Genomic DNA, 25,100 nt, shown 5'->3' with positions numbered 1-25,100 from the left:
TCCAGCTAGTCCGGCTAATTCAGTACCGAAAGAATATTCACAAATATAATCTATTAACTCACTTTTTACAATTCTCGTTAGTAGTCTAATAAAGAAGCGCGAAATTAATAATATCATCCTTATTTTCCCTATTGTAAAGGCGTGTCTTCGCTTCAGCCGATAACTTGTATTCTGTTGAAGTTGATGGAGCCGTTACTACTATAGGGGTTGCTACAGGAGTAACTAATGCTGGAGCTGCTACAGGATTATTAGCATTAACATTATAATTTAAAACTTTTTCTATTAACTTTGCTCTTGTATCTTCATTAATACTAATCTCAATTAATGTATTAATAATGCTATCTTTATCTTCACCGTTTTTAAGACGTTGCATAACATCTTTTAATAATTTTTCGTGTATATTTTTTGCAAACCCTTCTTCATTCGGTAAATCATAATTATAATCATTAATATCCATGTCTTTATAATTGTTGGCTGATTTTGTATCCAAGTATTTTTGTATGGTGTTAATTTTTAATTGCTCATTAATATAAGAATTATATTTTTTAATGCATAAACTATCTTTTCTTTATCAACACCTATCTTTACAAGTTCTGCTATACTGTGATCGAATGGATTACGCAATAGAACGCCTTGTCCTATATCAGCACCTTTAGATATTAATTGTTCAAGTAACCATTTATCTCTTGATGTTAGTGCGTGATTAAAAATTGACTCACCACACGCATTAATGTTAAGATTAACGTTATTATTTAAAAAGAAGTCCAGTAACGTTTTATTTTGACCTGATTCATGCTTTAGTAGCAAATAGAAAAAAGGTGCGCTGCCATAATTGTCTACTGTATAAATTTCACTGTCGGGTTGTAATAAAATTTGAGTTATTTTGTGCTGTTTAGAATAAGTTGCCTAATGTATAGGTATACGTCCCTTTCCATCTTTAGTATTAACATCCACATTTTTTTTAAGTAAAAAGCTCCTTATTTCCTATTGTTGCCGTATAATGTATAGGTGAGTATAGATATTCATGCTCAACTTCAAAACTTATCCCTTTGTCTAATAAAATTTTAGCTATTTCTTTAGAAGTAGTGGTTGTTACTGGTGCTGCTACCAGAACTATTACTGGATTATTATCGTTAATATTATAATTAAAAAGTTTTTCTATTAATTTCTCTCTTGTAACATCATCTATATCAGAATAAAATTCAGGATTCATAATTAATCCGTTGATAATGTTATTTTTATCATCCTCATTTTTAATATTTTTCTTCATCTCAGCAAGCTTTTGTTCTGCTTTGAATTCAAGCAGTGTTGAGCGTGCATTAGCGGAATCAGTTAGTATTTCTTTAATTTCTGGTTTAGATGCCTAATCTATAGGTTTTTTTCCTTTAGCATCTAAAGCATTAACATAGGCACCTTGTGAAAGTAAAAGTCTAACATTATTTACATTCCCTATACGTGCTATATTATGTAAAACCGTACTACTGTCTGGAAGTCTGTAATTAGCATTATTTGTTGGTTGATTCAACATATAAATATTCCTTTATGTTTAAATATTATTTTGTCGTGCGAGCATTATACATAATATTTTGAATTTCTGCAAGCTAATAGTTAATTTTTTAATTATTAATTAACAAAATTTAATATTTGTAGTGATGTTATTCTTGCGGAAGCGGGAATCTAGAAAAAAAGCGAAATTATTTGAACTTTTAATTTTAAAAATTTAGTATGTTTATACTTTTTAGTGACTGAATTCCCGCCTCCGTGCATGGGTGTCAAATTAAGAGCGGTCTTACTCAATGTCATACCCACGAAAGCGGGTATCCATAAAATGACTGTCACCCCGTGGCTTGGCCACGGGGTCCAGAAAAAAATTAAAAAAGACCGGATCCCGCGATCAAGTCGCGGGATGACAGGGGTGGAATCGATCCACGCAGGAATGACTTAAACAAGCCATTCATCCTCTTAATGACGATTCAGTACCCATGCAGCAAGGCTTGCAAAATGAAAAAGGAATTCATTTCTTAAACTATGCATTTTCTGTTTGTTCTAATACCGTTTGCCCTAGTAATTGCGATAGAACATCTTGACCTGCTTCAGTCCAACTTACAGGTGGCTCTTCGTTTGGTAAACCTGTACCATAACGATCATTAAATACTCTAACTGCTTGCTGAGTAAATTGATCAAATGTACTTGTGGATTCTACTCCATAGCCATATTCTTTTAAATTTTCCTGTAAAGTATTAACTTTTTCTCCAGTACTATCAAGACTTAATAATAATTCACTCTTTTGCTCTTGCGTAGTCTCAAAATATCTACCAAAACCAGCTTCAGCTAATTCTTTCCAAGGAAATTTTGATCCAGGAGCTATATGAGCATTTCCTTCTCGGTTTACAGTTACTTCACCAAGACCGACTAAATCATGTTTTAAATCTAAATTTGGATATCTTGCTGCTACATCCTTAAGAAATTCTTTTAATTTCCCTATTTGCTCTTCAGGAAAATCACTTTTTGCATTATTAATAAGCATGACTCCAATACCAAACTTATTAACACCTACTTCTCCTTTCCAACTACTCTTGCCCGCATAAAAAGCTTGATCTGTTAAATCATTATGATATTCTTTTTGAGTCCCATCCTTATCAATTATGTAATGAACACTTGTACCTTGCTCATCCAATACTTCACGAGCAGCCTTAATATCCTTGCTTACAGAATAAGTAATTACTACACAGGTAGGTTTTACTCCTTCCGGTCTTGGAACCATATATTTACCGTTTGGACTATTGGTATTACTAATACCGTTATTTTCGATAGCCTTACTTTTACTCATAAACTTCCTCCAATATCTTCAATAATTGTTAACAGTTCAGAATTTACTCAACCTTAACACAAATTAATACTTTGGTAATGCTAAGTCAATGAAAATTTAAATATTATTCACAAGGTATCGATACTGATCTGACAAGTTCAATGATTATTTTTCTAATATTTGGATTTTGTACTCTAGTAAATGCTCTAGTTAACGATAAAAGTGCTCTTTCCATAGCCCTTGATAATTCTTTATAATCAAAAGAGGCGTCATGTTCATATTGCTCTTCTTCTTCAGCAATATTATTTAAGAAATCACTTGCTATTTCTTTGAATAGATATTCAATTTTATTATTAGGAGTATTTTCATCGTCAGCTTTTAACTTTTCTTCTTCAGAACTATTAAAGAAATATTTTAAAGGCATTTTAAAACTTTTGCAAAAACATATAACCTACTTATAGGTATATTACTTAAACCTTCTTCATATTTTTTAACTTGGAGGAGCACTAATATCTAAAGCTTGCCCTAATTCTTTTTGGCTAATACCTACAGCAAGACGTCGTTCTTTTAAACGTTCACTTGCGAGTTTGTCTGGATGTTTTATTGAATCATTCATTTTAACAATAAGCTTTAATTATTAATAAAGGCTATTCAACTTTAAATGTAGTATATATTACTTTATATTTAATCAAGCAACTTTATTAAAAATTAAATATAATAATGCTCAAACCCTTTGGTTATCAAGAATCAAGGCTAATAAATAATTAATTAAAAGTATAAAAACGATGAGTAATAGAATAGTCAAATTACCGAATTGCGAAAATATAGTGGGAGAGATTAGTTTTGTAGGAATTAAACCTTGAGTATAATTTATTTCATTTAGATTTAGTTTTTTTATTGTTCTGCCAAAAGGATCTACTATAGCTGAAATACCGTTATTCGCTACTCTAATCATAGGTAAACCGTTCTCTACGGCTCTACTTCTACTAATATGAAAATGCTGATATGGACCGCTTGATTTACCATACCATGCATCATTTGTAATATTAATTATTACATCGGCTATTTCATTATTCGTCCGTACAAAATGAGGAAAAATAGATTCATAACAAATCAAAGGTTTAATCTTAAGATTATATTTTTCAAGATAAACAAGCCCTCCATTTCCTTCTTTATAATCAATGAAACCATGAGTTAATTTTTTAAACGGTAGTATCTTTTTAAGGGGCATATACTCACCGAAAGGTACTAAATGTGATTTATGGTATTCAAATAATTTATGATTATTTTTATCAAGAGCATACATAGCTGAGTAAAGTTCAAACTCATCACCTTGTTTTTTATTATCCGAAATTCCTCCTGTTATCAAAATAGCATTTGTAGAATTTAGCATTTTTAATAATTTTGATTTAACTTGCGGTATATCATCAGGTACTACTACTAATGCTGCCTCAGACCAAATAATTAAATCGGTAGGTTCCAAATTTTCCGATAAATTAATATGTAGCATTAAATTATGCCAAAATTCTTCTTCATTCCATTTTTCGGTTTGAGGTATTGAAGGCTGTACTAATCGTACTTTTATATCAGTGAAATTTGTATGGTTATTACTTAGCCTAACTGCTCCGTAAATGACAATTATGGTTAATACTAGGACTGAACTAGCTAGTAATATTTTTAACTGAGTAAATTGCTTGCTAAATAAAGGATAAGCTGATGTAGAAATATATATAACTATAAAACTAAGCCCATATATCCCTATTATACTTAAAGGCTGTATTAAAATATCTGAAAACGAAAAAGCATAACCGATCAAATTCCAAGGAAGACCGGTAAAAATCCACGAACGTACCCACTCAAATAATACCCAACATAAACAGAATATAAATTGGTAATATTTATTATTTTTAGCAAAAAAACTAAGCGTGCAGCTTGCTGATATAAAGCAAGCTAAAACTATAGGTAGTCCAAATAACGCAAAAGGAATTGCCCACCAAAAATCTGCAATATAAACGCTAACACCGATACTTATCCAATATATTCCACTTAAAAAATGCCCAAAACCGAATAAATAACCAAATTTTGTGGCTTCTTGCCAATTTTCGGATTTTTGAACTATATAACATAAGTAAGATAACGTTAATAATGCCGGTATAAAGAAAGTCGGAGCAAAAACTAAACCGCTTAATATCCCTAACAGTAAACATATGATTTTAGGTTTATACATTTTTATCGATTATTTGTTTACAAAATAATACATCATGCTATCATTTCAGCAAGTTTTAATATAATGAGTAAATATAATGACTACAGGATTACTACAAGGAAAAAAAGGCTTAATTACAGGTATTGCAAATAATATGTCAATATCGTGGGCGATTGCACAGCTTGCTAAAAAACACGGAGCAGAACTATGGTTTACTTATCAATCGGAAGTACTAGAAAAACGAGTTAAACCACTCGCTGAGGAAATAGGTTGTAATTTTGTTAGCGAACTTGATGTTACGAATCCAAAATCAATTAGTAATTTATTTTATGATATAAAAGAGAAATGGGGTAGCTTCGATTTCTTACTTCACGGTATGGCTTTTGCCGATAAAAATGAATTAAAAGGACGTTATGTTGATACTAGCTTAGAAAATTTTCATAATTCTTTACATATATCATGTTACTCTCTTTTAGAACTCTCAAGGTCCGCAGAAGCCTTAATGCATGACGGCGGAAGCATTGTGACATTAACTTACTACGGCGCTGAAAAAGTTATACCTAATTATAACGTTATGGGAGTAGCCAAAGCTGCACTTGAGGCTAGTATAAAATATCTAGCAAACGATATGGGAGAAAATAATATTAGGGTAAATGCTATTTCGGCAGGACCTATCAAAACTTTAGCATCTAGTGCAATAGGTGATTTTAGTGCTATGCTTAAATCTCACGCTGCAACCGCACCGTTAAAACGTAATACTACCCAAGAAGATGTAGGAGGAGCAGCAGTATATTTATTTAGTGAATTATCTAAAGGTGTTACCGGTGAAATCCATTATGTAGATTGCGGTTATAATATTATGGGAAGTAATAAATTATAAATTATTGTAGGGATTAATATCATTCCCACAAAAGGCTTGCTTGTGTGGACCAATAAAATCCACTGTGTCACCCCATGGCTTGACCACGGGGTCCATAAAAACAATAAGAAATACTAATAATATTAGTATTTTAAGCTAGATCCCGTGAATAAATCACGGGATGACAACTGTATTTTTCAAGTCACACAACAAAATCATCACAATCCACGATTTCTTTTTTTGAGGTGTTCAGGTTTTGGAGGAACAGGCGGTTTTTTAGATTTTGCCTGAACCTTTTTAGCCTCTAACGACAATGCCGGATTATTTAATCTATTTAACTCTTTTGAGATTTGTTTTAACTGTTTTTGTAATTTTATCTTTAAAGGAGTATGAGAATTTTTCATTTCACTATTTATTATTGTGCCTATTTTCTCAAGATTTTCTTTAGAAATGGAATATGATTTTATACCTATATAATTAACAATCTTTGACCACCAAGTTTGTCTTTTAGCTAATCCTTGATATATTACATCTACTAAATCATTTTTTTTGAATGTTAATATATAATCAGAAGCGCCTTCTAAGGATTTAGATAAATGCCTTTTTATTTCTCCTTGTCTCTTATCTTCAATATTTACTTTTTTGTCTTTCTCGAGTTTTGTTATTGCTTTTTCAATTATTGAAGATATCTTAGTTTCTTTTCCTTCATGTGCTTTATTTTCTAAATTTTCTTTGGTATTAAAATTTATATTAGTTCCTATTTTAGCATCTACTAATTGTTTAGCATACTTACCGTTAGGATCTTGTATTGCTCGCTCTATCTCAGCAGATTTTAAACCTAATTTTGTGTATATATCTGATTCTCGGAAAAGTGGAGCATATAATAAAAAATTAATACTTTGAGCTATTCTACTATCTATCAAATCTTTAGAATCTCTTTTGGGATAAAATGTTTCTTGTAAAATACAATAGTGCTCTAATATTTCCTGTGTTATATCTTTTACATCAAGAGATTGTAATTCTCCTTTATCATTAAATTTTGCTTTCATACCTGAGCGTTTGGCTTCCAATAATAATATTTCTTGAAAAACTTTATTATTAGGAGTACGACAAACAAAATTAGGATCATTATCCGGCATTAATTCATTTGCATTTTCCATTATTGCTTGATTAAGTTTATGTAATTGCTCTTTATTAAGCTTTTTATCTAACAAACTTATAAAAGCTTCTCTTTGTTTTTGCTTACTTGCAGTACTAAAAGCCTGCTGCATCTTTTGCAAAACACCAAAATCAAAATTTTTGTTACCTATTTCTTGGATAACTAAATTTGCTAAATTTTTTGTTTCAGTATTCACTGTTTCTTTTTTATTTTTTGTAACCATATTTAGTATTAATCTCACTTATAATTATTTAAATATTAATGATAGATTAAATTAATTTCTAGATGTTTTTACTATATTTATAATCAAAACTTTAAAACAGTATCTAGCAAGTCATACTGGTCCTTAGCTATTACCCAAAATTTCTATTGATTCTATTGTTTCATTATTCGATTGACTATGCATTACTAAATCTAAAATATTTGAAGATGCTAAATTGCTAATATAAATACCTTGTACATCATTTAATACATAATCAACCACTAATAATTTAGAATCAGCAGAAGTTCCATATAATGACATTTTTGCCTCAAATAATTTTTTAAATGTATCTAATTCAAGTAATTCTTCACATACAGCATGTTCTTTAATATCTCTACTTACAAATAAACCCATTATGCTTCGTGCTAAACTATTTTTAATATAAAATTCTTTTAAGCATTCAATAAAATTTTCAAAAAAATTTAGTTCTTCAAAAGGAATTGTGAAATTAGGTAATAATTCTTGATATAATTTTTTCTGCAATTCCTTTTTTTCAATTAGTTCTTCAAAAGGAATTTTGAAATCAGGTAATAATTCTTGATATAATTTTTTCTGCAATTCCTTTTTTTCAAATTTTTTCAAATAGAAATTATCAATTAATAGCTTGTAAAGCTCAAGTACCCCACTAGGAAAGTTAATTTTCAAAGTTCCTTTTTTATCAATTTCTACAGTAAACCTGTTTTCTTTTGCTTCTAAATATATTAGATCTCGAAATATACTATCCTCTTTTGTTCTACGAAGTAAAAAAGCTGCATCTTTAGAATCAACTAAATCTAAAGCATGTTTCATTATTTTTGCATTAAGCTCATGTAACCTATTGTTAGATATCATCTCTTCTGCACCTGCTAGAAAAGATTTTTTATCATCTATTTTTAATCTCCTTAAATTTTCTAGAACTTCTAAAGTTATTGCTCCTTGTTGAATTTTTTTAAGTAACTCATAATAGTTGCTAAATTCTACTTCTTGATTTTTGCATCCTAACCTGACATAAACATTGCATCCTGATTCTTTCTTTTGAGCTAATCTAGAATATTCTTTTTCAATTTTTCTAGGTTTACTAATACAAGAGATTATAATTTCTTTTAGCTTCATATAATTTATTCCTTACATTAAATAAGGAGTATTATATTTAGTTAAGAAATATTAACAAGTACTTTATAGAAGATTAAGATAAATTAATTTTTATTGAGAGGATGATGCAACAATGCTTTTTTGAGATGATTAGTTTGAAGATGAGTATATATTTGGGTAGTAGATATATCAGCATGACCAAGCAGCTCTTGAATTACTCTTAAGTCTGCTCCGCCCTCAAGCAAATGACTTGCAAAACTGTGACGTAATATATGCGGAGAAATATACTCAGGGTTAAGTCCTGCATAAAGGGCAGCAGATTTTAACAGAATAGCAAAATTTTGCCTAGTCATATAACCCGCTAAAGCTGATGAGGGAAATAAATAAATTAGATTTCTTGGTTTAGCTTTATTCACAAAAACATCTCTAATTGCAAGATATTTAGCAATACTGATAACTGCCTGTTCATTTATTACTATGACTCTTTCCTTATTACCTTTACCAAGTACCGAAAATATTTTTCTTACTTCTCCTTTAGACGTTTTATTAGTCAGAATATCAGCAAGCTTAAGACTAACAAGTTCCGAGACTCTAAGACCGCTAGCATAAAGCAAATGAATCATAGCATTAAGTCTGATACCTTCAGGAGAATTATCTTGAGAGCAATGTTCAAGTAACGATTTAATTTGATCTATAGATAATATTTCGGGAAGTTTATTTTGATATTTGGGCAAATCTACGTTAAGAACCGGATTAAAAGCGGTATGGTTTTCGCTAATTAAAAATTCATAATAACTTTTTATAGTTGAGATTTTTCTGTTGATTGAGCGTGCTTGCAAATCATTACTTACTAGATACTCAATCCAGTCTCTAATATTCTCAGTAGTAATATTTAATTCGGATAATTTTTGTTTAGCAAGATAATTTTGAAAATCAAATAAGTCACGTTTATAGCTAAGTATGGAATTTTTTGACAATGCTCTCTCGGCTAAAAGCATTTCTAGGAATTGCGCAATAAATTCCATAAGATGTTTTAATTTCTATAATGGAGGCCAGGGTCGGAATCGAACCGACGAATAGAGGATTTGCAGTCCACGGCATTACCACTTTGCTACCCAGCCTAATCAGTGTCATACCACAATCCTATGTCATTCCCACGAAAGCAGGAATCCATAAACGGATAATTGTATTTTTACTGGATTCCCACTTTCGCGAGAATGACATGAATACTACCAATATCCATACAAAAAAGCAACTATTTTTATATTAAACTCCTAATCCTTGCAGGATATTTAAATGATTTATCCTTCATAAAATTCAAGAACTGGCTAACTGAATCTACTATATCGTCATTTTTAATATGGGGAAAATTCAGTAATTCCTTTAAAATTATGCTTGATTGTTTAGGTATTAGAACACTAGCTGATTGAAATAAAGGAACTACCGAGACGAATCTTGTAACTTTATCAAAGCTTGGCTTAATCCCTATCACTCTAATATTACCACCTAAAATCCTATATCTTGAATCAATTGTTACCACTTGCTTTATCTTCGATTAATATAAATTTTGGCTGATATTCTCTAGCTAATTTTTCCGTCAAATTCTTAAGCTCAGGATAATTAATTTTTTTCCGTATTAATGATACTAGATAATATTTCTGTTCAAGAATCCCCCATATAGTACAAACACTATAATCGGAATCTTCGGAAATCTTAATTGCCGTATCCCAGCTTTGCACAAAATAATCAAATCTTGAAGGTAGATTTTCATAAAAGCTAATATCTTCCATATTCAGTAACGATGACCTTTGTGCTATCGGTTCTTTTGTAAATATTGAGCATTATCACTATAGCTACCTATTTCCTGCTCTAATTTCATTAAACAATCAGGAGGTTCTTTATAGCTATCTAATACTTTACCACTAAGATATTGATATTCTTTATTCATTAATTTAAAGGAGTAATCTTGAATGCTAATCGCCGGAATTTTTAAATGATGCCATGAATTGCTATTATTAAGTAAATAACTGGATAAATTATCCGTATGCAGACGCTGCATAACTAAAACTATCGCTCCCTTATTACGATTATTTAGTCTGCTAACAAAAGTTTGTTCAAACCAATCTATAACTTTCTTACGTATTTTATAAGAATGAATTTGCGTGGAGTTATGAGGATCATCGATAATTAAGATATCACCGCCCTCACCTGTTGCCGATCCTCCAACCGATGTTGCAAATCTAAAGCCATTAGCTGCCGTTAAAAACTTACTTTTTTGATTATGGGTTTTACTAAGGATAGTACTTGGGAAAAGTTCTTTATACCAATCAGAATTTAAAATGAACCGACAATCTAGTGAGTGTTTAATTCTAAGTATTTGAGAATAGCTAGCAACCATAATCCTTTTGGTAGGATTAACCCCCAATAAATAAGCAGGCCAAGCAACGCTAACACAAATAGATTGTAAACTCCTTGGCGGTATATTAATTATTAAACGATTAATATTACCGCTTTACACGGCATTTAAATAATCGGTAATTATTCTTATATGCTTACTTGGATAATACTCCGCTCCCAGGATTAATAGTATTAAATACCTTAATTATAAAACTATGAAAATCCTGTCGTAAAATAGAATTTAAGAGTCCTTTAGAGTGGAGCATATTGTACCTACATCGTCATTGCGAGGAAAAATTGTAAATTTTGACGAAGTAATCTCAGGCAAGATTCCTGAAATTACCACGCTCCTTGAAATCGCTTGCAATGACCTTAAAACCTTATCATAAATTATCATTGCCATTAATCCCCTATAGTATATAATTTTGAAAAATAATATATTTATCTATGAAATTACTAAAAATTATTTTTATCATTACTATATGCATTAATTTTCCTATATTCGCAGAAAATTTAGAGTCGGTTACTACAACCGAAGATATTGAAAATGACGTATTTATCTCTCTTGATGAAAATCATCCTATTTTAAATCCAAACGATAATATTAATGATAGTTCTGAGTTTAAGAATTATACAAATGGCAAAATTATTGCTCTAAATAACATTACTGCTACTTCTGAAGAGATAGATTTTAAAGTCGGGGAAGAAAAATATTTCGGTAATATAAAAATCAAATTGCACAAATGTATAAAAAACCTTGATCCATATAATGAAGATAATTATTTGTTGATGACCATAACGGAATATAAAATAGACGAAGATCCTAATTTACTCTTTCAAGGATGGATGATTTCTTCAAGCATTTCACTTTCAACGTTTGAACACCCAATCTACGAAATTTTTGCTAAAGATTGTTTTTAGATGCAATATTTAATTTCAAGTTTAATATTTTTAATTCCAAGCCTTGGGATGCTGGCGGGCTTATCAGCTGCAGCTACTGTTACAACTTTTTTGCTTATATCATTCCTGCAAGGTATTAATCGTCATTGCGAGCGACTGAAAGGAGCGTGGCAATCCAGTAACAATGTCATACCGTGGCTTGACCACGGTATCCAAAAAATAAAAAAAGACTGGATCCCGCTACAAGCTCACGGGATGACAATGTTATTCACCGCTTGGTGCTTTATATCTTGTTTATTCGCAATTCATCTTATTAATAGCTTAGCTACTTTTACTCAAGTTTTTATACTCTTATTTCTTGGCTTTGCAGTTAGTAATTCTGCTCCTTTTCAAAATCGCTTACAGCTTAAAAAAGCCTTAATATTTGGAATTTTCACAGCAATATTATTATTCTTCATCGAATATTTTTCTCATGGATTTTTAACAAGAATATTCAAAGCTAGTTTTGGCTTATATATGCTAGATCGTGGTTGTGCTTTACTTTCAATTACTGCTTGGGTAGCGATTATAATTTTACTTTCTAACGGTAAAAAACGACATGCATTAATGCTATATATATTAGTGCTTTATTTACTAAGTATTTCCGATAGTTTAGCAAGTTTTTTAGGCTTCGGTATAGGAGGAGTAATATTTATTTTAACAAGATTTATGAAGCCGATATTTTGCAAATTAATCGCAATAAGTTTAATTACCGGCTCGGTACTATTTCCTGTGATAGCTAAACAAATAGAACCACGAGATTTATCTGAAAAATATTTAGCTACACAACCTTCCGCTGCTCATCGTTTATTTATTTGGCATTTCGTCACAAACAAAATCATTGAAAAGCCGATTTTAGGCTATGGCTTAGCTTCTTCTAAATATATCGAAGCTGGTGATAGTGAAATAATCGATTACAACGGAGAAAAATGGCATCCTTTGCCGCTTCATCCTCATAATAATATATTACAAATTACTCTTGAACTCGGTATAATAGGTTTAATATTATTTTTATGCTTAGTTTATAAATATCTCAAACAAATTAGTAATCTCGAAAATAAAAATTTCAAGGCAATTTCCTATGCATGTTTTATAAATTACTATATTATCGGCATGATTTCATATAATATTTGGCAAATATGGTGGATATCAAGCGGTATTTGGGTACTAGTTTTAATGAAGCTACTAGTTAAACCTGATATTGTCATTGATAATTGATACTATTTGAGGTAAATATAGAGTTAAGTGTTATTAAACCTACGTCATTGCAAGCAGCCGTAGGCTGCATGGCAATCTCATCAAATATCCTGAGATTGCTTCGTCGAATTACTGCGCAATTCTTCTCGCAATGACGGAAAAATATAATAAAAAACATATGCTACAAAACTCAGAACTTTTACAAGAATATCTACCGATTACTATATTTTTCGGTATTGCGGTATTGGTTTCCGGCTTAATAATGATTCTACCTAACTTATTATCGACAAAAAAATATAATAAAGATAAGCTAGAACCTTATGAGTGCGGTTTTGAGCCTTTTAGCGATGCAAGATCAAAATTTGACATACGTTTTTACTTAGTTGCTATTTTATTTATTATCTTTGATCTTGAAATTGCATTTTTAGTGCCTTGGGCTATTAGTCTTAATACGATAGGTAAAATAGGCTTTTTCTCAATGATGTTTTTCTTATTCGTACTTATTATCGGATTCATATATGAATGGAAGAAAGAAGCTTTAGACTGGTAGTAATATGAAAAATAATTTTTATCAAGAAGACGAATTATTAAGTAATGAGCTTTCTAATAGAGGATTCTTACTCACTAAAGTTGATGACGTTATAGGCTGGGCGAGAGCTAATTCCTTATGGCCTATGACTTTTGGGCTTGCTTGTTGTGCTGTTGAGATGATGCAGGCAGCAGCAAGTAGATATGATATGGATCGCTTCGGTATGTTATTTAGACCAAGTCCAAGACAGTCCGACCTTATGATAGTTGCAGGAACGCTTACTAACAAAATGGCACCGGCTCTACGTAAAGTATATGATCAGATAGCTGAACCTAAATGGGTGCTTTCAATGGGTAGCTGTGCCAATGGCGGCGGCTATTACCACTTTTCCTATTCGGTAGTGCGTGGCTGTGATAGAATCGTACCGGTTGACGTATATGTCCCTGGCTGCCCTCCTACCGCCGAAGCATTAATTTACGGGCTTATGCAGTTACAGAAAAAAATTAAACGCACTACAGGTTTTAAGTATGACGCTAGACAAACTCATTGAAAGACTTGCAGCTAAATCTAGCATTTTAATAACTCCGATCACGGTTAAAGATTACCTAGCTTATAAAATCGAGCCGAATTTTTTATTGCCGTTTTTAAAAGCTTTAAAAGAATCGGAAGAATTACGCTTCACTTTACTTACTGATTTATTTGGGGCTGATTTTCCTCAGAATAACGTAGCCAATTCAGTTGGGCTTGGCTACAAGGAGCAAGACGCGAAGCCTATAACTAATAGGAGAGCGACGAGCAACAATGTAGGCGAGTCCAAATCAATTGACTATAGAAGGTTTGAAGTAGTATATAATTTATTAAGCTTAAAATTAAATAAGCGCCTTATAATAAAAGTATATATATCTGAAAAAGAAACTATACCTTCAGCAATGAATATATTTAGTGCCGCTTGTTGGTATGAGCGTGAAGTTTATGATATGTACGGGATAAATTTCGAGGGTAATGACGATAAAAGACGCATACTAACCGATTACGAATTTGAGGGGCATCCATTACGTAAAGATTTCCCGTTAACAGGCTATACACAAGTTAAATATGATAAGAAGCTAAAGAAAGTAGCTTATGAACCGGTCGATTTAGACATAGAATATCGTGAGTTTGATTTTAGCTCGCACTGGCATAGCCCGAGTTATGTATTGCCAGGTGATGAGAAGGCAACCGATATCATTCCTGCGAAAGCAGGAATCCAGAAATAAAATGAATATCATCCTGTGACTTGAGCGCGGGATCCAGAAAAAATAAAAAAGACTGGACCCCGTGGTCAAGCGAACTAGGTGACAGTAGGAAAAATACTATGACTAACAACACCAAAACTATAACTCTAAACCTTGGTCCACAGCATCCGGCAACTCACGGAGTTTTAAGGTTAATCCTTGAGATGGACGGGGAAGTAGTAAATAATGCTGACCCTCATATTGGGTTACTTCATCGTGGTACGGAAAAACTTATTGAGCATAAAACATATTTGCAGGCTATACCATATTTTGATCGTCTTGATTATGTTTCGCCGATGTGTCAGGAACATGCATTTGCTTTAGCTGTCGAGTCGTTATTAGAATGCGAAGTCCCACGAAGAGCTCAGTTTATCAGGGTACTATTCTCAGAGCTAACAAGAATTTTGAACCATACTTTGAATATTGGCAGCCAAGCTTTAGATATCGGTGCTACTACTCCTTTATTATGGCTCTTTGAAGAACGAGAAAAAATCATGGAATTTTACGAGCATGTTTCCGGCTCTCGTATACATTCAAACTACTTTAGACCGGGCGGGGTTGCAGCAGATTTACCCGAAGGTTTACTTGAGGATATAGATAAGTTTATAGAACAGTTTCCTCCTAAACTTCACGATATTGAAAGTCTACTAAATGAAAATAGATTATGGAAACAACGTTTAGTAGATATCGGCGTTGCGTCTCAAAAAGAGGCAATGGACTGGGGGTTTTCAGGACCAATGCTTAGAGGTTCGGGTATAGCTTGGGATTTACGCAAGTCAAACCCTTATGACGTTTACGATGAAATGGACTTTAAAGTACCAATCGGCAAAAACGGTGATTGTTACGACAGATATTTCGTTCGTATGCTTGAAATGTACGAATCAATCAAGATAATCAAGCAATGTATAGAAAAAATGCCGAAAGGTGCAGTTAAAACCGATGATCCTAAATTAACACCACCGACAAGAGCCAAAATGAAAGAATCTATGGAAGCAATGATTCATCATTTTAAGCTCTATACGGAAGGATATGACGTCCCAGCCGGCGAGACCTATAAAGCTGTAGAAGCCCCTAAAGGCGAATTTGGTGTATATTTATACTCGCAAGGAGGTAATAGACCTTATAGATGTCGTATTAAAGCACCCGGCTTTGCTCATTTGCAAGGACTAGATTTTATGTCTAAAGGTCATTTAATGGCAGATGTTATTACTATTATTGCAACGCTTGATATAGTATTTGGTGAGATAGATAGGTAATATATTTGTCATACCGTGGGCTTGTACTTGCGTTGCTCTGTCATTCCTGCGAAAGCAGGAATCCATAAAATAAAACTAAAAAACAAAAAATGTATTGGGTATATATATTATGCTCTAATAAGCATGGTACTTTATATATTGGTATTACTAATAATATAATACATCGTGCTTATGAACATAAACAAAAAATAATAAAAGGTTTTACCTCAAAATATAATATTATAAAGCTTGTTTATACAGAAGAATTTACTGACATTCAAGAAGCACTTACAAGAGAAAAAAACTTGAAAAAATAGCAACGTAGTTGGAAAATAGAACTGATAAAAAAACTAATCCTGAATGGAAAGATTTAATTGAATAGTTCTATGGATTCCTGCTTTCGCAGGAATGACATAAAACTATACCGTACTAAAAATATATGAATACAAAAATTACAAATTTTACATTTAATAAGAAAAACTTAAATCTAGCAGAAGAGATTATAAAAAAATATACACCGCATGAAAAAAGAAGTGCAATACTTCCGTTGCTTGATCTAGCACAACGTCAAAACGGCGGCTGGCTACCTGTTCCTGCTATCGAATATGTCGCAAATATGTTAGAAATGCCTTATATACGGGCTTATGAGGTTGCAACATTTTATACTATGTTTAACTTAACGCGAGTTGGTAAATATCATATCCAAGTATGTACTACTACTCCTTGCTGGCTGCGTGGTAGTGATGATATAATGAAAATTTGCGAAAAGAAATTAGGTATAAAACTCAAAGAAACTACCGAAGATCAAAAATTTACTTTAAGCGAGATAGAATGTTTGGGAGCATGCGTTAACGCTCCGGTCGTACAGATTAATGACGATTATTATGAAGATCTCACTCAAGAAAAAATGGAAAAAATAATAGACAAGCTTCAAAATGACTAGAATCTTATTATTATTACTTAGATTTTATCAATATTTCATGTCTCCACTACTTGGCAATAATTGCCGGTTTCACCCCACTTGTTCTGAATATGCCAAAGAAGCTATATCAATGTACGGCAGCATAAAAGGCTTGTGGCTTACCTTTAAAAGAATCATCAAATGCCAACCGTTTTGCGACGGCGGATATGATACCGTTCCAATCTCTATAAAAAATTCTAAACCACTTAATAAAAAAATATAAATTATGTTTATTGTAAACCTTAAATATATCTTAGGCTTAGACCTTTCTTCTATTGAAAAATTTATTACGGAACATAGAAAATTTTTAGATACATGTTATGATAAAGGATATTTTATTAAGTCCTATACATCCAAGAATTGGCGGTATTATTTTAGCTAATATAGAAAAACTAAGTCAGCTTAAAGATATATTAAGAGAAGATCCTTTTTATATAAAATATAGCTGAATATAAAATTACTAACTTCACTCCTACAAAATGACATAAGAATTTAAATATTTTTTTCAAAAACATGAATAAACTAATCCCTTTACCTCGTGAATTTTTTGCAAGAAATACTAATGTAGTAAGCACTGAGTTAATCGGTAAAGCTCTGTATTTCCAAGGTAAAACAGCTATCATTACTGAAACTGAAAGCTATATAGGGCAGAACGATCCTGCTTGCCATGCAGCAAGAGGGCGGACAAAAAGAACGGATATAATGTTTGGTCCTGCAGGCTTTAGCTATGTCTATTTAATTTACGGAATGTATTATTGTTTAAATTTCGTAACTGAAGCTAAAGGCTTCCCTGCTGCGACCTTAATAAGAGGCGTACATGTTATTTTACCTGAAAATCTATACCTCAACGGTCCGGGTAAATTATGCAAATATTTAGGAATTAATATTTCTCATAATAAATGCGATCTTATAAATAACAACGAATTTTTTGTCGGCGATATCGGCTTAAAGCTACCCTACTCTACTACTGCTCGTATAGGTATTACTAAAGGCACAGATAAATTATGGCGTTATATTGTTACAGATATCACTAATTTAATCTCTCAATATAATGTATAGCCTTAATAAGGTCATATTGATTTACGGCGAAAGGACCTCAAAAAGGTTTGTCTAATATAAATAATAACAAAAGCATTGATGATGAAGTGATACAAACTAAACCAACCGAAATCTTATGTAAATAAAGCTTGGTGCCAAGCATACAAACAAAAATTAAATTAATAGCAGTCATTATACATACAACTATCCAATATTGAATATTTAAGGAAAAATAGGACATTTTAATCCTGTTATACCTTACGGTATAAAGCTCTTTTATCTCCTCAATGATTTCCTGTTTAGTCAATAGCTGCATTTGCTCGCTTGCTTTATAAGCTTGTAGTCTCTTATTAATATCTTGGAGGAAACTAAGAGCTTCATGACCGATTTGCTTGCCGTCTTTCATTAATTGCCATTCACGCTGCATTACATCTTTGGTATAATTTTTAATATCTAGATAAATTGTAGGTCTCATTTCATGGGGAAGCCAACCTACACTATCTGCAAGCCTTATCAACACTATAGATTCTGCTGCCACCCCTTCTTGTGCTTTATTAAAATTACCGAGTAAATAAATTAATACAAAACCGGTTGATACCGCATACATACTACCGACTACACCCGATAAAAACCCGCCAAGACTTCCAAGCTCTTCTTTTTGAAAATTATTAGGAATAATGTATTTTGTTAAATATAAACATCCTGCACAAAAACTCATCAAAACAATATTAGGAACGGTATAGATAAAGTCAATTATATGATTACATAGGTATTATTAACCATGTCCTGCTGAATATTTATGTAATATAATAGAAATAAGAGTTTGATAAGGTAATCCCTCATAAGCAGCTTTTTGTTTTATTCTCATTAAATCACTACTAGAAATACGAATATTTATTCGAGTATCTTTTTTTAAATAATTAGCTGCTGCCACTTGTGCTATATGTTTCTCTTGTTCAAAATTTTTAATTCTTTGCCATTCATCATCTTCAAAAGACTCCAGCAATACGTTTTCTTCAGCATCTAGTATTATATTTGATATATTCTCTTTATTTCTTATTACTTTTTCCTATTTTTAGATATTTCTGAGTAGCTTTGCAACGTGGAATAATAGTCTTTAAAAAAACTGTTCCTTCACTTCAATAATAAAAGGCACTAAATAGGCGTATTCATTAAATTTAACTATATACATTTTTTGCTCTGAATATTTATTAAGATTTGGATGTTCTATTATATCCAATAAACAATTACTTTCTATAACTGATATTATTTCTTCAAAACTTACCTTGCACTCACTTATTAACTTATAATTTTTTTCAGCAGAAAAGCTATAATTACATTTCTTTGTCATCTTATGATATTAGTACAATGTATACTTTATGTCCACACTACACTTCCGTCTCTTCTAAGACCACTGTAGAATCAGCAAGTTTAGTAATTTTTTCAATTTTTAACCGAGCTTCTTTTAGTTTTTTCTCACAATGATTCTTAAGTAAAATACCTCTTTCAAAGCTATTAACTGCCGTCTCTAGACTCTCTTGTCCGTTATCTATTTTTTTAACAATTTCCTCAAGCTCTTTTAAAGCTTCTTCAAAGCTAATATTTGCTTCTAAAGTTTTAGTATTAGTCATTTATTTTTATTTTTTAATGGTTATCTGTAGTAGTTGTGTCTTCAGTTGTTTGGGGTATAAGTAATTTTTTTAGCTCACTACTATCAAAAGTTTTCTTAGGAGCAAAAACACTCCCTTGCATTTTTATATTAAGATGTGCCAAACTATCTTTATCAGAACTTGTATTTGAGGTATTTAACTTAACAAGCCTTGCCGGTACGTAAAATGATAAAATACTAGATGCATCCATGTCAAAATTATATATATTAACTGCAAAAGAGGCCGCACCGCTACTATATTGTGTTGCAAATTTTACTTTCTTTAAAAGGGCAATACCTTTTTGTAGTTCAATATCACCGCTTATACCTCTAATATTTTCTTGTCCTGTGGTTATAGCACTATTTATATCTTTATCTAAATTTTGTACCTTATAATCAGCTGTATCAATTTTTTCTATAAAAGAATCAATTGCAAAATTATTAACATCTATATTGTTTATAGCAAATTGTGATTTTGCAGTAAGGTTATATAGCTGGCTTTGAAGAGTGTTACCGTTAGTTCCTAAACTACCGCTTATACTTATTTTTCCGCTACTTGCAGTAAATATTTTAGGCATAAGAACCGAAACTTTGTTTAAATCTATTGTATTTAAAGCATATACGAAATTTATAGCATAAGGTTCTAATAAAATATTGCCGTTACCTTGAAGCTTACCGCCTAATAATTCTGCTTCAATATTATTAAATTGTAATAAATTATTATTATTTGCTACATAAAATTTAACATTTTTCAATATTAAATCATTTTGTAATAATGTCGACAATGTACCGGAAACTTGTAAGGTAGCTTTATCTAAACTATAATCATTTATTAATTTATTTCTTAAATTAAGCATTCCCGCCGGTGATAATAAATCAGTAGTAAGATTACCGTCCTTAATTTCTACGGTCAAAGACGGTAATACACTCGATGCATCTAAGTTCCAGCTAGTTGATAAATAGCTGTTAGCAGTTTTAAAATCTAAATTACTAATTTTTATATTAGCCGATACAATTTTAGCAAGCAAATTCATTTTGTCAAATACATGATCGTTATACTTAACGCTATCTATCAGAATATCTAAATTAGCTAAATATCCTATTGTTCTAATAGGGATGAATTTACTTGGATAATCTAGAGCTTTCATATCTTTAGTTAAATTTTTTGTAAATTCGATAAGCGGCGAAATTATTGGATACGTTCTACTGCTTAAGTCAAGCGAAGATATATTAAGCGTAGCGTCTAAACGAGGTGTTTGAGCAATAAATTTACTAGAAAAATTTCCTGATAAATTTAAATTATCTGTTTTGAGTAATAAATTTTTAAAAAATAAATCTATTAAAGTGAGTTTTAAATCCGATGACAAGCTAAAAGGAATAGCTTCTTTAATAGTAACGTCGTTAAATCCTAAAATATTCAGTAACGAATTTATATCGTTATGCTTTAAATATAGCTGTCCATCGAACATACTTCTAACGGCATTCTGTGTTACATTACCTGTAAGCTTAAATTCTCCACCTGATTTAATATTACCTGAAAATTCATTTATCTTTAAAGTACCCTTTGATAAGTTAGAAGAAAAGACTATTTTTTCTAGTTTTTCATTATTACTTAAAATTATTTCGTTAATTGTCACGTCTGCTTTAAGTAATTTATCGGCAAAAATAAATCTAATATTTGAAGAAGAAGTATTAAATGTTACCTCTGCATTTGGAGAAATTAACGAACTTAAATCTATTTTAGGAAAATCTAGTTTTACATTAGTAGTAATATTATCATTTTTAGCAATGTTAACAAATCCATTACCAATAATAAAAGACGATGCTATTACTATGTCTTTTAGCTCTATTTCATCTTCATTATTTAAAATATTAAATTTAACGTTTACTGCCTCATGTTGATTAAATTTATTAAAAAGATGGTTTAAATCCGGTAATATATTATACATTACCGATGCTAAATTTTTAATCTGATATTCACCACTACCGCTAGTAAGCTTAGAATCTTTATAAATTTGCGATAACTTAAAACCATAATCATTATTATCAATATTAAGACTAAAATCTACTATATCGTCACGTTTATTAATTGAACCTGAAATTTTACCTATATAGTTACTTGTAGTTTTAAATATGTAATTAGACGATAAAGCATTTTCTTTTTTTAATATACAATTATTAAAACTTAAAATAGAATAATCTTGTTTATTGATAATACTTAGATTAGTAACATTTAGATTTATATTTTGTAATTTATATTTAAAGAAATTCTTTATTAATTCTTCATGATTATAAATATTTAATACATTAGAATGTGAATAAAATTTAGCATCTAATATATCTATTTTATTAATTTTAGGATTAAATTTTATAAGCGACCACAACGAAAAATGAATTTTAATCTGCTCTAAATCTAACTTTCCTTCTTCTCTTATCGTCTCAATAACTAAATAGGACAAAGGAAATTTATTCATCTTTATTTTTCCAATATTTTCTTTCGCAATTCCTAAATGACTGGTAAAATTATTAATAACCGAATTATAGTTAACAAACGATAATGCACCAAACATTATAAATAACAATAATGAGAAACAAATTATGACGCCGGCAGCTATTTTTTTTATCATGTCTGTAAAAAAGTTTTTAAATATATTATTATATATAATTATCAAAATTTAAAGGCAAATTAATGAATTCTTTAGAAAATTTAATTTTAGTCGGTGTAATAAAATCATGTCACGGAATTAAAGGTCATGTAATGTTAAAATCTTTTACCGACCCTGCTACAAAAATATTTGAAAGAAATTTAGTAAATGAGTCAGGAGCAAATATACATATTAAGCTAATTAGCCAAAATGCCAAAGGAGAATTAATTTGTACATTTAATGATATAGCTACTCGAAATGAAGCTGAAAATTTAAAAGGTTATAAAATATTTTGCTTAAGAGCAAGTTTACCGAAACTAGGAAAAGATGAATTTTATATAGCGGATTTAACTCATTTACCGGTATTAAACCAAGATCATAAAGAAATAGGCAAAATTAAAAATATTCTTAACTTTGGTGCCGGTGACATAATTGAAATAGAATTTTCAGATCAAACAACCGAACTATTACCTTTCAATAAAGAATTTTTTCCTATTATAACTAAAGATTATGTGATTTTAAATTATCAAAGAGAAGCTTGAACAATTTACCTTAGTTTTCAATTTCTTTATAGTACCCTACGATTCTTATTCACCTCTGTCATCCCGTGGCGTGACCACGGGATCCAGTTAAAAATACTAAATTTATTAGTATTTATTGTTTTTATGGACCCCGTGGTCAAGCCACGGGTGATACAGTGGGTTTTACCGGTCCACGCAACAACGCCTCGTGGGAATGACATAGAATATACAATCCTTAATTGAGTAAATTATATAAAATTGACAATTAATCCTTAAATACTATAATTAAATATGTATATAAATAGAAGGTTAAGCTCTATGCCTAAAACTTTAAAATACTCACTTATTATATTTATAAGTATAATATTATTATTAATTGTTATTCCTTTCTTTATTCCTTTAAATAATTATAAAGGAATAGTAATAGATAAAGTTAAAGAAGCTACAAATAGAGATTTAACTATTAACGGCGACATAAAATTATCTTTACTACCGAATCCCGCAATATCACTATCAGAAATTAAATTATCATCAATAAACGGTACAAAAGAACCTCATCTAGTTTCCGTTGAAGGTGCTAAAGCGTCATTGCGACTTTTTCCTCTTTTTAGAGGAGCAATTGAAGTAGCTTCTATAGAACTGCAAAAACCGATTATAAATCTAGAAGTTTTAAGTAATGGACAAAAAAATTGGCAATTTTCTACACCTAATAATGCATCCAAAACAAATGAAATTAGCTCTGTAGAATCTACCGATACTAAAACTGAACTAGCACTTCCTATTTTTATCAATCATTTTAAAATTATAGACGGCAAAGTAATATATATAGAAAAAAACAGTGAGAAAATATTTAACGATATTAACTTAGAGACTAAAATTAAAAGCCTTAAAGGTCCTATAGATTTGACTTTAGCTTTAAAGGCTTTGGAACAGCAAATTAATATAGACGGAAATATTAAAGAAATCGGTAAAATAATCCCGTTAAGTGCCCATATTAATCTTGTCGGTGAAAAAATTAAAATCGAAGGAAAATTTGATAGCGAAAATAATTCTTTCATAGGTAACGCAAATATTAAAGGTAATACTAAAACTTTAGGTATGCCTGCTGATTTACAAAATGACTACGAGCTAACTACGACAATTACTGCCGATAGTAAAAATATAACTATTAAAGATGCTAGACTTAATTATCCAAATATAGAATTACTAGCAAATGCAAATTATGATATAGAGCGTAATAACCTAAAATCAAATATTATTATCAATCCCGGTAACATTATAACCGAGATTAGCTCTAATTTAGATAAGACAAATATTATGCTACAAGCTGATAGTTTAAAACCTATACTTGATGCTCTAAAACTAAAGACCGATAAATTACCGCCTATTATTAACCAAAAATTTATACTTACTTCTAATGTAATTAGTAATTCTCAAGCAATAACATTACAAAATATTAATTTATCGGCTGCAAATAGTAATCTAACGGGAGATATTGAGCTTAAAAATTTAGCACAAGATATAACTATTTCGCACAATCTAAAAATTAATAATTTTAAGTCGTTTATGTCTCTTATGGGAGTAAGTAATTTAAGTAAGATTGGAGTATTGCAGTTAAACGGGGGAGTGCAAAAAATTAAAGATACTTTCCATATTAATAATAAAATATCCGCTTTTAATACTAATATATCTATTAAAGGAGATATTAATTTAGCAACTCAGAAGCCAAATTTTAATCTTAACTTATACAGTCCGTTAGTTAATTTGGATAAAATTCTTACAAGTAATAGTCCTACTCCTGCTACTCAAAACATATCTACAGCTAAAAATCATTCTCCTTGGTCAAATAATCCTATTAATTTAGGGTTTTTAAATGAAATTGAAGGGCAATTATCTGCAAATATTGATAAATTAACTAACGACTCATTAATCATAAATAATTTAAAAGCAAAATTAAATATCACCGGCGGCACGCTGAATATTACTTCAGTTAATGCAAGCATTTACGGTGGCGAACTAAGTAGCACCGGTTATGTGAGTTCAGCCAAAGATCAAAACGCTGCAATTAAAATCGATTTAAAAAATGCCTATCTCAAAAGTTTTACTTCACAATCGGATAAAATAAAAATAACTAATGGGCGACTAAGCTTTAAAGCCGATCTTACTTCTCGCGGTAATAGCGTTTATACATATGTCAATAATCTAAATGGACAATTTAACGTAAATAGTGATAACGGGAAAATAAGCGGATTTGATTTAAACCGAATCGCAGATGCAGTAAATAATGCTAAAAATACCGAAGGAGTATTGCGACTTATTAACAGCTCCTTTAGTGGCGGATCCACATCTT

30 protein-coding genes, 1 tRNA gene and 4 pseudogenes are annotated in these 25,100 nt (G+C 30.8%); 14 read left to right on the top strand and 21 right to left on the bottom strand.

The genetic code is table 11. From position 1 onward, the window contains the following. Positions 1-69: 69 nt before the first annotated feature. The 9 genes and pseudogenes from RGRA_RS08660 to lnt form a co-directional block, all read right to left on the bottom strand. A pseudogene (locus tag RGRA_RS08660) lies at positions 70-490 on the bottom strand (hypothetical protein); the annotation flags it as partial. Between the two features lie 23 nt (positions 491-513). Then, positions 514-768, bottom strand: a complete 255-nt coding sequence (locus tag RGRA_RS14560; protein ID WP_408005774.1) for a hypothetical protein — start codon at positions 766-768, stop codon at positions 514-516. Next, positions 751-954 (bottom strand): annotated as a pseudogene (locus RGRA_RS14300) (ankyrin repeat domain-containing protein); the annotation flags it as partial. The pseudogene RGRA_RS14300 and the gene RGRA_RS14560, both read right to left, overlap by 18 nt. 7 nt (positions 955-961) lie before the next feature. Next, positions 962-1,270, bottom strand: a complete 309-nt coding sequence (locus RGRA_RS08650; RefSeq protein WP_017443094.1) for a hypothetical protein — start codon at positions 1,268-1,270, stop codon at positions 962-964. 93 nt (positions 1,271-1,363) lie between these two features. Further along, entirely contained in the window at positions 1,364-1,528 is a 165-nt protein-coding gene (locus RGRA_RS11725; RefSeq protein WP_017443093.1) for a hypothetical protein, read from the bottom strand. 498 nt (positions 1,529-2,026) lie between these two features. After that, positions 2,027-2,830, bottom strand: a complete 804-nt coding sequence (locus tag RGRA_RS0103305) for an N-acetylmuramoyl-L-alanine amidase (protein WP_017443090.1) — start codon at positions 2,828-2,830, stop codon at positions 2,027-2,029. A gap of 103 nt (positions 2,831-2,933) precedes the next feature. Continuing rightward, the gene (locus RGRA_RS12520; RefSeq protein ID WP_029662610.1) at positions 2,934-3,233 is read right to left on the bottom strand and encodes a hypothetical protein; all 300 of its coding nucleotides are present in this window, start codon (positions 3,231-3,233) and stop codon (positions 2,934-2,936) included. 66 nt (positions 3,234-3,299) lie between these two features. Next, positions 3,300-3,425 carry a helix-turn-helix domain-containing protein gene (locus RGRA_RS14095; RefSeq protein WP_269077352.1) on the bottom strand — a complete coding sequence of 42 codons (126 nt, stop codon included), beginning with the start codon at positions 3,423-3,425 and terminating at the stop codon, positions 3,300-3,302. A gap of 108 nt (positions 3,426-3,533) precedes the next feature. Next, a complete protein-coding gene (lnt, locus tag RGRA_RS0103290; protein ID WP_024547274.1) occupies positions 3,534-5,036 on the bottom strand; it encodes an apolipoprotein N-acyltransferase in 1,503 nt (500 codons plus the stop codon). 76 nt (positions 5,037-5,112) lie between these two features. Between lnt and fabI the strand changes: the two genes are divergently transcribed. After that, positions 5,113-5,895, top strand: a complete 783-nt coding sequence (gene fabI, locus RGRA_RS0103285) for an enoyl-ACP reductase FabI (RefSeq protein WP_017443089.1) — start codon at positions 5,113-5,115, stop codon at positions 5,893-5,895. A 197-nt stretch (positions 5,896-6,092) separates the two neighbouring features. Here the strand turns inward: fabI and RGRA_RS0103280 are convergent, their stop codons facing one another. The 7 genes from RGRA_RS0103280 to RGRA_RS13285 all read right to left on the bottom strand — a co-directional run bounded on the left by RGRA_RS0103280 (position 6,093) and on the right by RGRA_RS13285 (position 10,764). Next, positions 6,093-7,256, bottom strand: coding sequence for a DUF5410 domain-containing protein (locus RGRA_RS0103280; protein ID WP_017443088.1), 1,164 nt, complete (start codon positions 7,254-7,256; stop codon positions 6,093-6,095). A 123-nt stretch (positions 7,257-7,379) separates the two neighbouring features. After that, positions 7,380-8,387 (bottom strand): DUF5410 family protein, encoded by a 1,008-nt coding sequence (locus RGRA_RS0103275; protein ID WP_017443087.1) that lies wholly within the window; start codon positions 8,385-8,387, stop codon positions 7,380-7,382. 83 nt (positions 8,388-8,470) lie between these two features. Then, on the bottom strand, positions 8,471-9,391 hold the full coding sequence (gene xerD, locus RGRA_RS0103270) for a site-specific tyrosine recombinase XerD (protein WP_017443086.1): 921 nt from the start codon (positions 9,389-9,391) through the stop codon (positions 8,471-8,473). A 21-nt stretch (positions 9,392-9,412) separates the two neighbouring features. Continuing rightward, positions 9,413-9,487 (bottom strand) — tRNA-Cys (locus RGRA_RS0103265). A 140-nt stretch (positions 9,488-9,627) separates the two neighbouring features. Next, on the bottom strand, positions 9,628-9,906 hold the full coding sequence (locus RGRA_RS13295; RefSeq protein WP_236609779.1) for a hypothetical protein: 279 nt from the start codon (positions 9,904-9,906) through the stop codon (positions 9,628-9,630). Continuing rightward, entirely contained in the window at positions 9,893-10,156 is a 264-nt protein-coding gene (locus RGRA_RS13290; protein ID WP_236609778.1) for a hypothetical protein, read from the bottom strand. The genes RGRA_RS13295 and RGRA_RS13290 overlap by 14 nt, the downstream gene beginning before the upstream one ends. Positions 10,157-10,179: 23 nt before the next feature. After that, positions 10,180-10,764 carry a hypothetical protein gene (locus RGRA_RS13285; RefSeq protein WP_084520559.1) on the bottom strand — a complete coding sequence of 195 codons (585 nt, stop codon included), beginning with the start codon at positions 10,762-10,764 and terminating at the stop codon, positions 10,180-10,182. Positions 10,765-11,210: 446 nt separating this feature from the next. Between RGRA_RS13285 and RGRA_RS0103250 the strand changes: the two genes are divergently transcribed. From RGRA_RS0103250 to RGRA_RS0103200, 11 genes and pseudogenes are all read left to right on the top strand, one after another. After that, positions 11,211-11,684: a DUF2155 domain-containing protein gene (locus RGRA_RS0103250; RefSeq protein WP_017443084.1), complete on the top strand. Its 474-nt coding sequence runs from the start codon at positions 11,211-11,213 to the stop codon at positions 11,682-11,684. Next, the gene (locus RGRA_RS0103245) at positions 11,685-12,920 is read left to right on the top strand and encodes an O-antigen ligase family protein (protein ID WP_017443083.1); all 1,236 of its coding nucleotides are present in this window, start codon (positions 11,685-11,687) and stop codon (positions 12,918-12,920) included. Positions 12,921-13,077: 157 nt separating this feature from the next. Further along, complete coding sequence (locus RGRA_RS0103240; RefSeq protein WP_024547273.1) at positions 13,078-13,449, top strand: NADH-quinone oxidoreductase subunit A; 372 nt, start codon at positions 13,078-13,080, stop codon at positions 13,447-13,449. A 4-nt stretch (positions 13,450-13,453) separates the two neighbouring features. After that, positions 13,454-13,978, top strand: coding sequence for a NuoB/complex I 20 kDa subunit family protein (locus RGRA_RS0103235; protein ID WP_017443081.1), 525 nt, complete (start codon positions 13,454-13,456; stop codon positions 13,976-13,978). Next, positions 13,956-14,684 carry an NADH-quinone oxidoreductase subunit C gene (locus RGRA_RS0103230; RefSeq protein ID WP_017443080.1) on the top strand — a complete coding sequence of 243 codons (729 nt, stop codon included), beginning with the start codon at positions 13,956-13,958 and terminating at the stop codon, positions 14,682-14,684. Before RGRA_RS0103235 ends, RGRA_RS0103230 begins: the two co-directional genes overlap by 23 nt. A gap of 98 nt (positions 14,685-14,782) precedes the next feature. Beyond that, positions 14,783-15,958, top strand: coding sequence for an NADH dehydrogenase (quinone) subunit D (gene nuoD, locus RGRA_RS0103225; protein ID WP_017443079.1), 1,176 nt, complete (start codon positions 14,783-14,785; stop codon positions 15,956-15,958). Positions 15,959-16,047: 89 nt separating this feature from the next. Continuing rightward, positions 16,048-16,319, top strand: a pseudogene (locus RGRA_RS08625) (GIY-YIG nuclease family protein). Between the two features lie 57 nt (positions 16,320-16,376). Beyond that, positions 16,377-16,880 (top strand): NADH-quinone oxidoreductase subunit NuoE, encoded by a 504-nt coding sequence (gene nuoE, locus RGRA_RS0103215; RefSeq protein WP_017443078.1) that lies wholly within the window; start codon positions 16,377-16,379, stop codon positions 16,878-16,880. After that, positions 16,873-17,121: a membrane protein insertion efficiency factor YidD gene (gene yidD, locus RGRA_RS0103210; RefSeq protein WP_017443077.1), complete on the top strand. Its 249-nt coding sequence runs from the start codon at positions 16,873-16,875 to the stop codon at positions 17,119-17,121. Before nuoE ends, yidD begins: the two co-directional genes overlap by 8 nt. Positions 17,122-17,218: 97 nt before the next feature. Further along, positions 17,219-17,347, top strand: coding sequence for a hypothetical protein (locus RGRA_RS14090; RefSeq protein WP_017443076.1), 129 nt, complete (start codon positions 17,219-17,221; stop codon positions 17,345-17,347). A 64-nt stretch (positions 17,348-17,411) separates the two neighbouring features. Next, positions 17,412-17,957 carry a DNA-3-methyladenine glycosylase gene (locus tag RGRA_RS0103200; RefSeq protein WP_017443075.1) on the top strand — a complete coding sequence of 182 codons (546 nt, stop codon included), beginning with the start codon at positions 17,412-17,414 and terminating at the stop codon, positions 17,955-17,957. Here RGRA_RS0103200 and RGRA_RS0103195 read toward each other — a convergent pair. The 5 genes and pseudogenes from RGRA_RS0103195 to RGRA_RS0103175 form a co-directional block, all read right to left on the bottom strand. Continuing rightward, positions 17,929-18,654: pseudogene (locus tag RGRA_RS0103195) on the bottom strand (bestrophin-like domain). The gene RGRA_RS0103200 and the pseudogene RGRA_RS0103195 sit on opposite strands and share 29 nt — an antisense overlap. A gap of 57 nt (positions 18,655-18,711) precedes the next feature. Further along, positions 18,712-18,996 carry a CopG family antitoxin gene (locus RGRA_RS0103190; protein WP_024547272.1) on the bottom strand — a complete coding sequence of 95 codons (285 nt, stop codon included), beginning with the start codon at positions 18,994-18,996 and terminating at the stop codon, positions 18,712-18,714. 57 nt (positions 18,997-19,053) lie between these two features. Next, positions 19,054-19,287 (bottom strand): hypothetical protein, encoded by a 234-nt coding sequence (locus tag RGRA_RS08620; protein WP_017443072.1) that lies wholly within the window; start codon positions 19,285-19,287, stop codon positions 19,054-19,056. A gap of 37 nt (positions 19,288-19,324) precedes the next feature. After that, positions 19,325-19,567, bottom strand: a complete 243-nt coding sequence (locus RGRA_RS0103180) for an exodeoxyribonuclease VII small subunit (RefSeq protein WP_014014175.1) — start codon at positions 19,565-19,567, stop codon at positions 19,325-19,327. Between the two features lie 13 nt (positions 19,568-19,580). Beyond that, positions 19,581-22,211 carry an AsmA-like C-terminal region-containing protein gene (locus RGRA_RS0103175; protein WP_024547271.1) on the bottom strand — a complete coding sequence of 877 codons (2,631 nt, stop codon included), beginning with the start codon at positions 22,209-22,211 and terminating at the stop codon, positions 19,581-19,583. Between the two features lie 62 nt (positions 22,212-22,273). Between RGRA_RS0103175 and rimM the strand changes: the two genes are divergently transcribed. Both rimM and RGRA_RS0103165 read left to right on the top strand, forming a co-directional pair. Next, complete coding sequence (gene rimM / locus RGRA_RS0103170) at positions 22,274-22,771, top strand: ribosome maturation factor RimM (RefSeq protein WP_017443169.1); 498 nt, start codon at positions 22,274-22,276, stop codon at positions 22,769-22,771. A 297-nt stretch (positions 22,772-23,068) separates the two neighbouring features. Then, positions 23,069-25,100 (top strand): AsmA family protein (locus tag RGRA_RS0103165; protein WP_024547270.1); only part of this gene is annotated, 2,032 nt, incomplete at its 3' end.

The sequence above is a fragment of the Rickettsia gravesii BWI-1 genome, from assembly GCF_000485845.1.
In the GTDB taxonomy this organism is placed as follows: Bacteria; Pseudomonadota; Alphaproteobacteria; order Rickettsiales; family Rickettsiaceae; genus Rickettsia; species Rickettsia rickettsii.
This window is presented reverse-complemented; position numbering and strand designations above follow the sequence as displayed.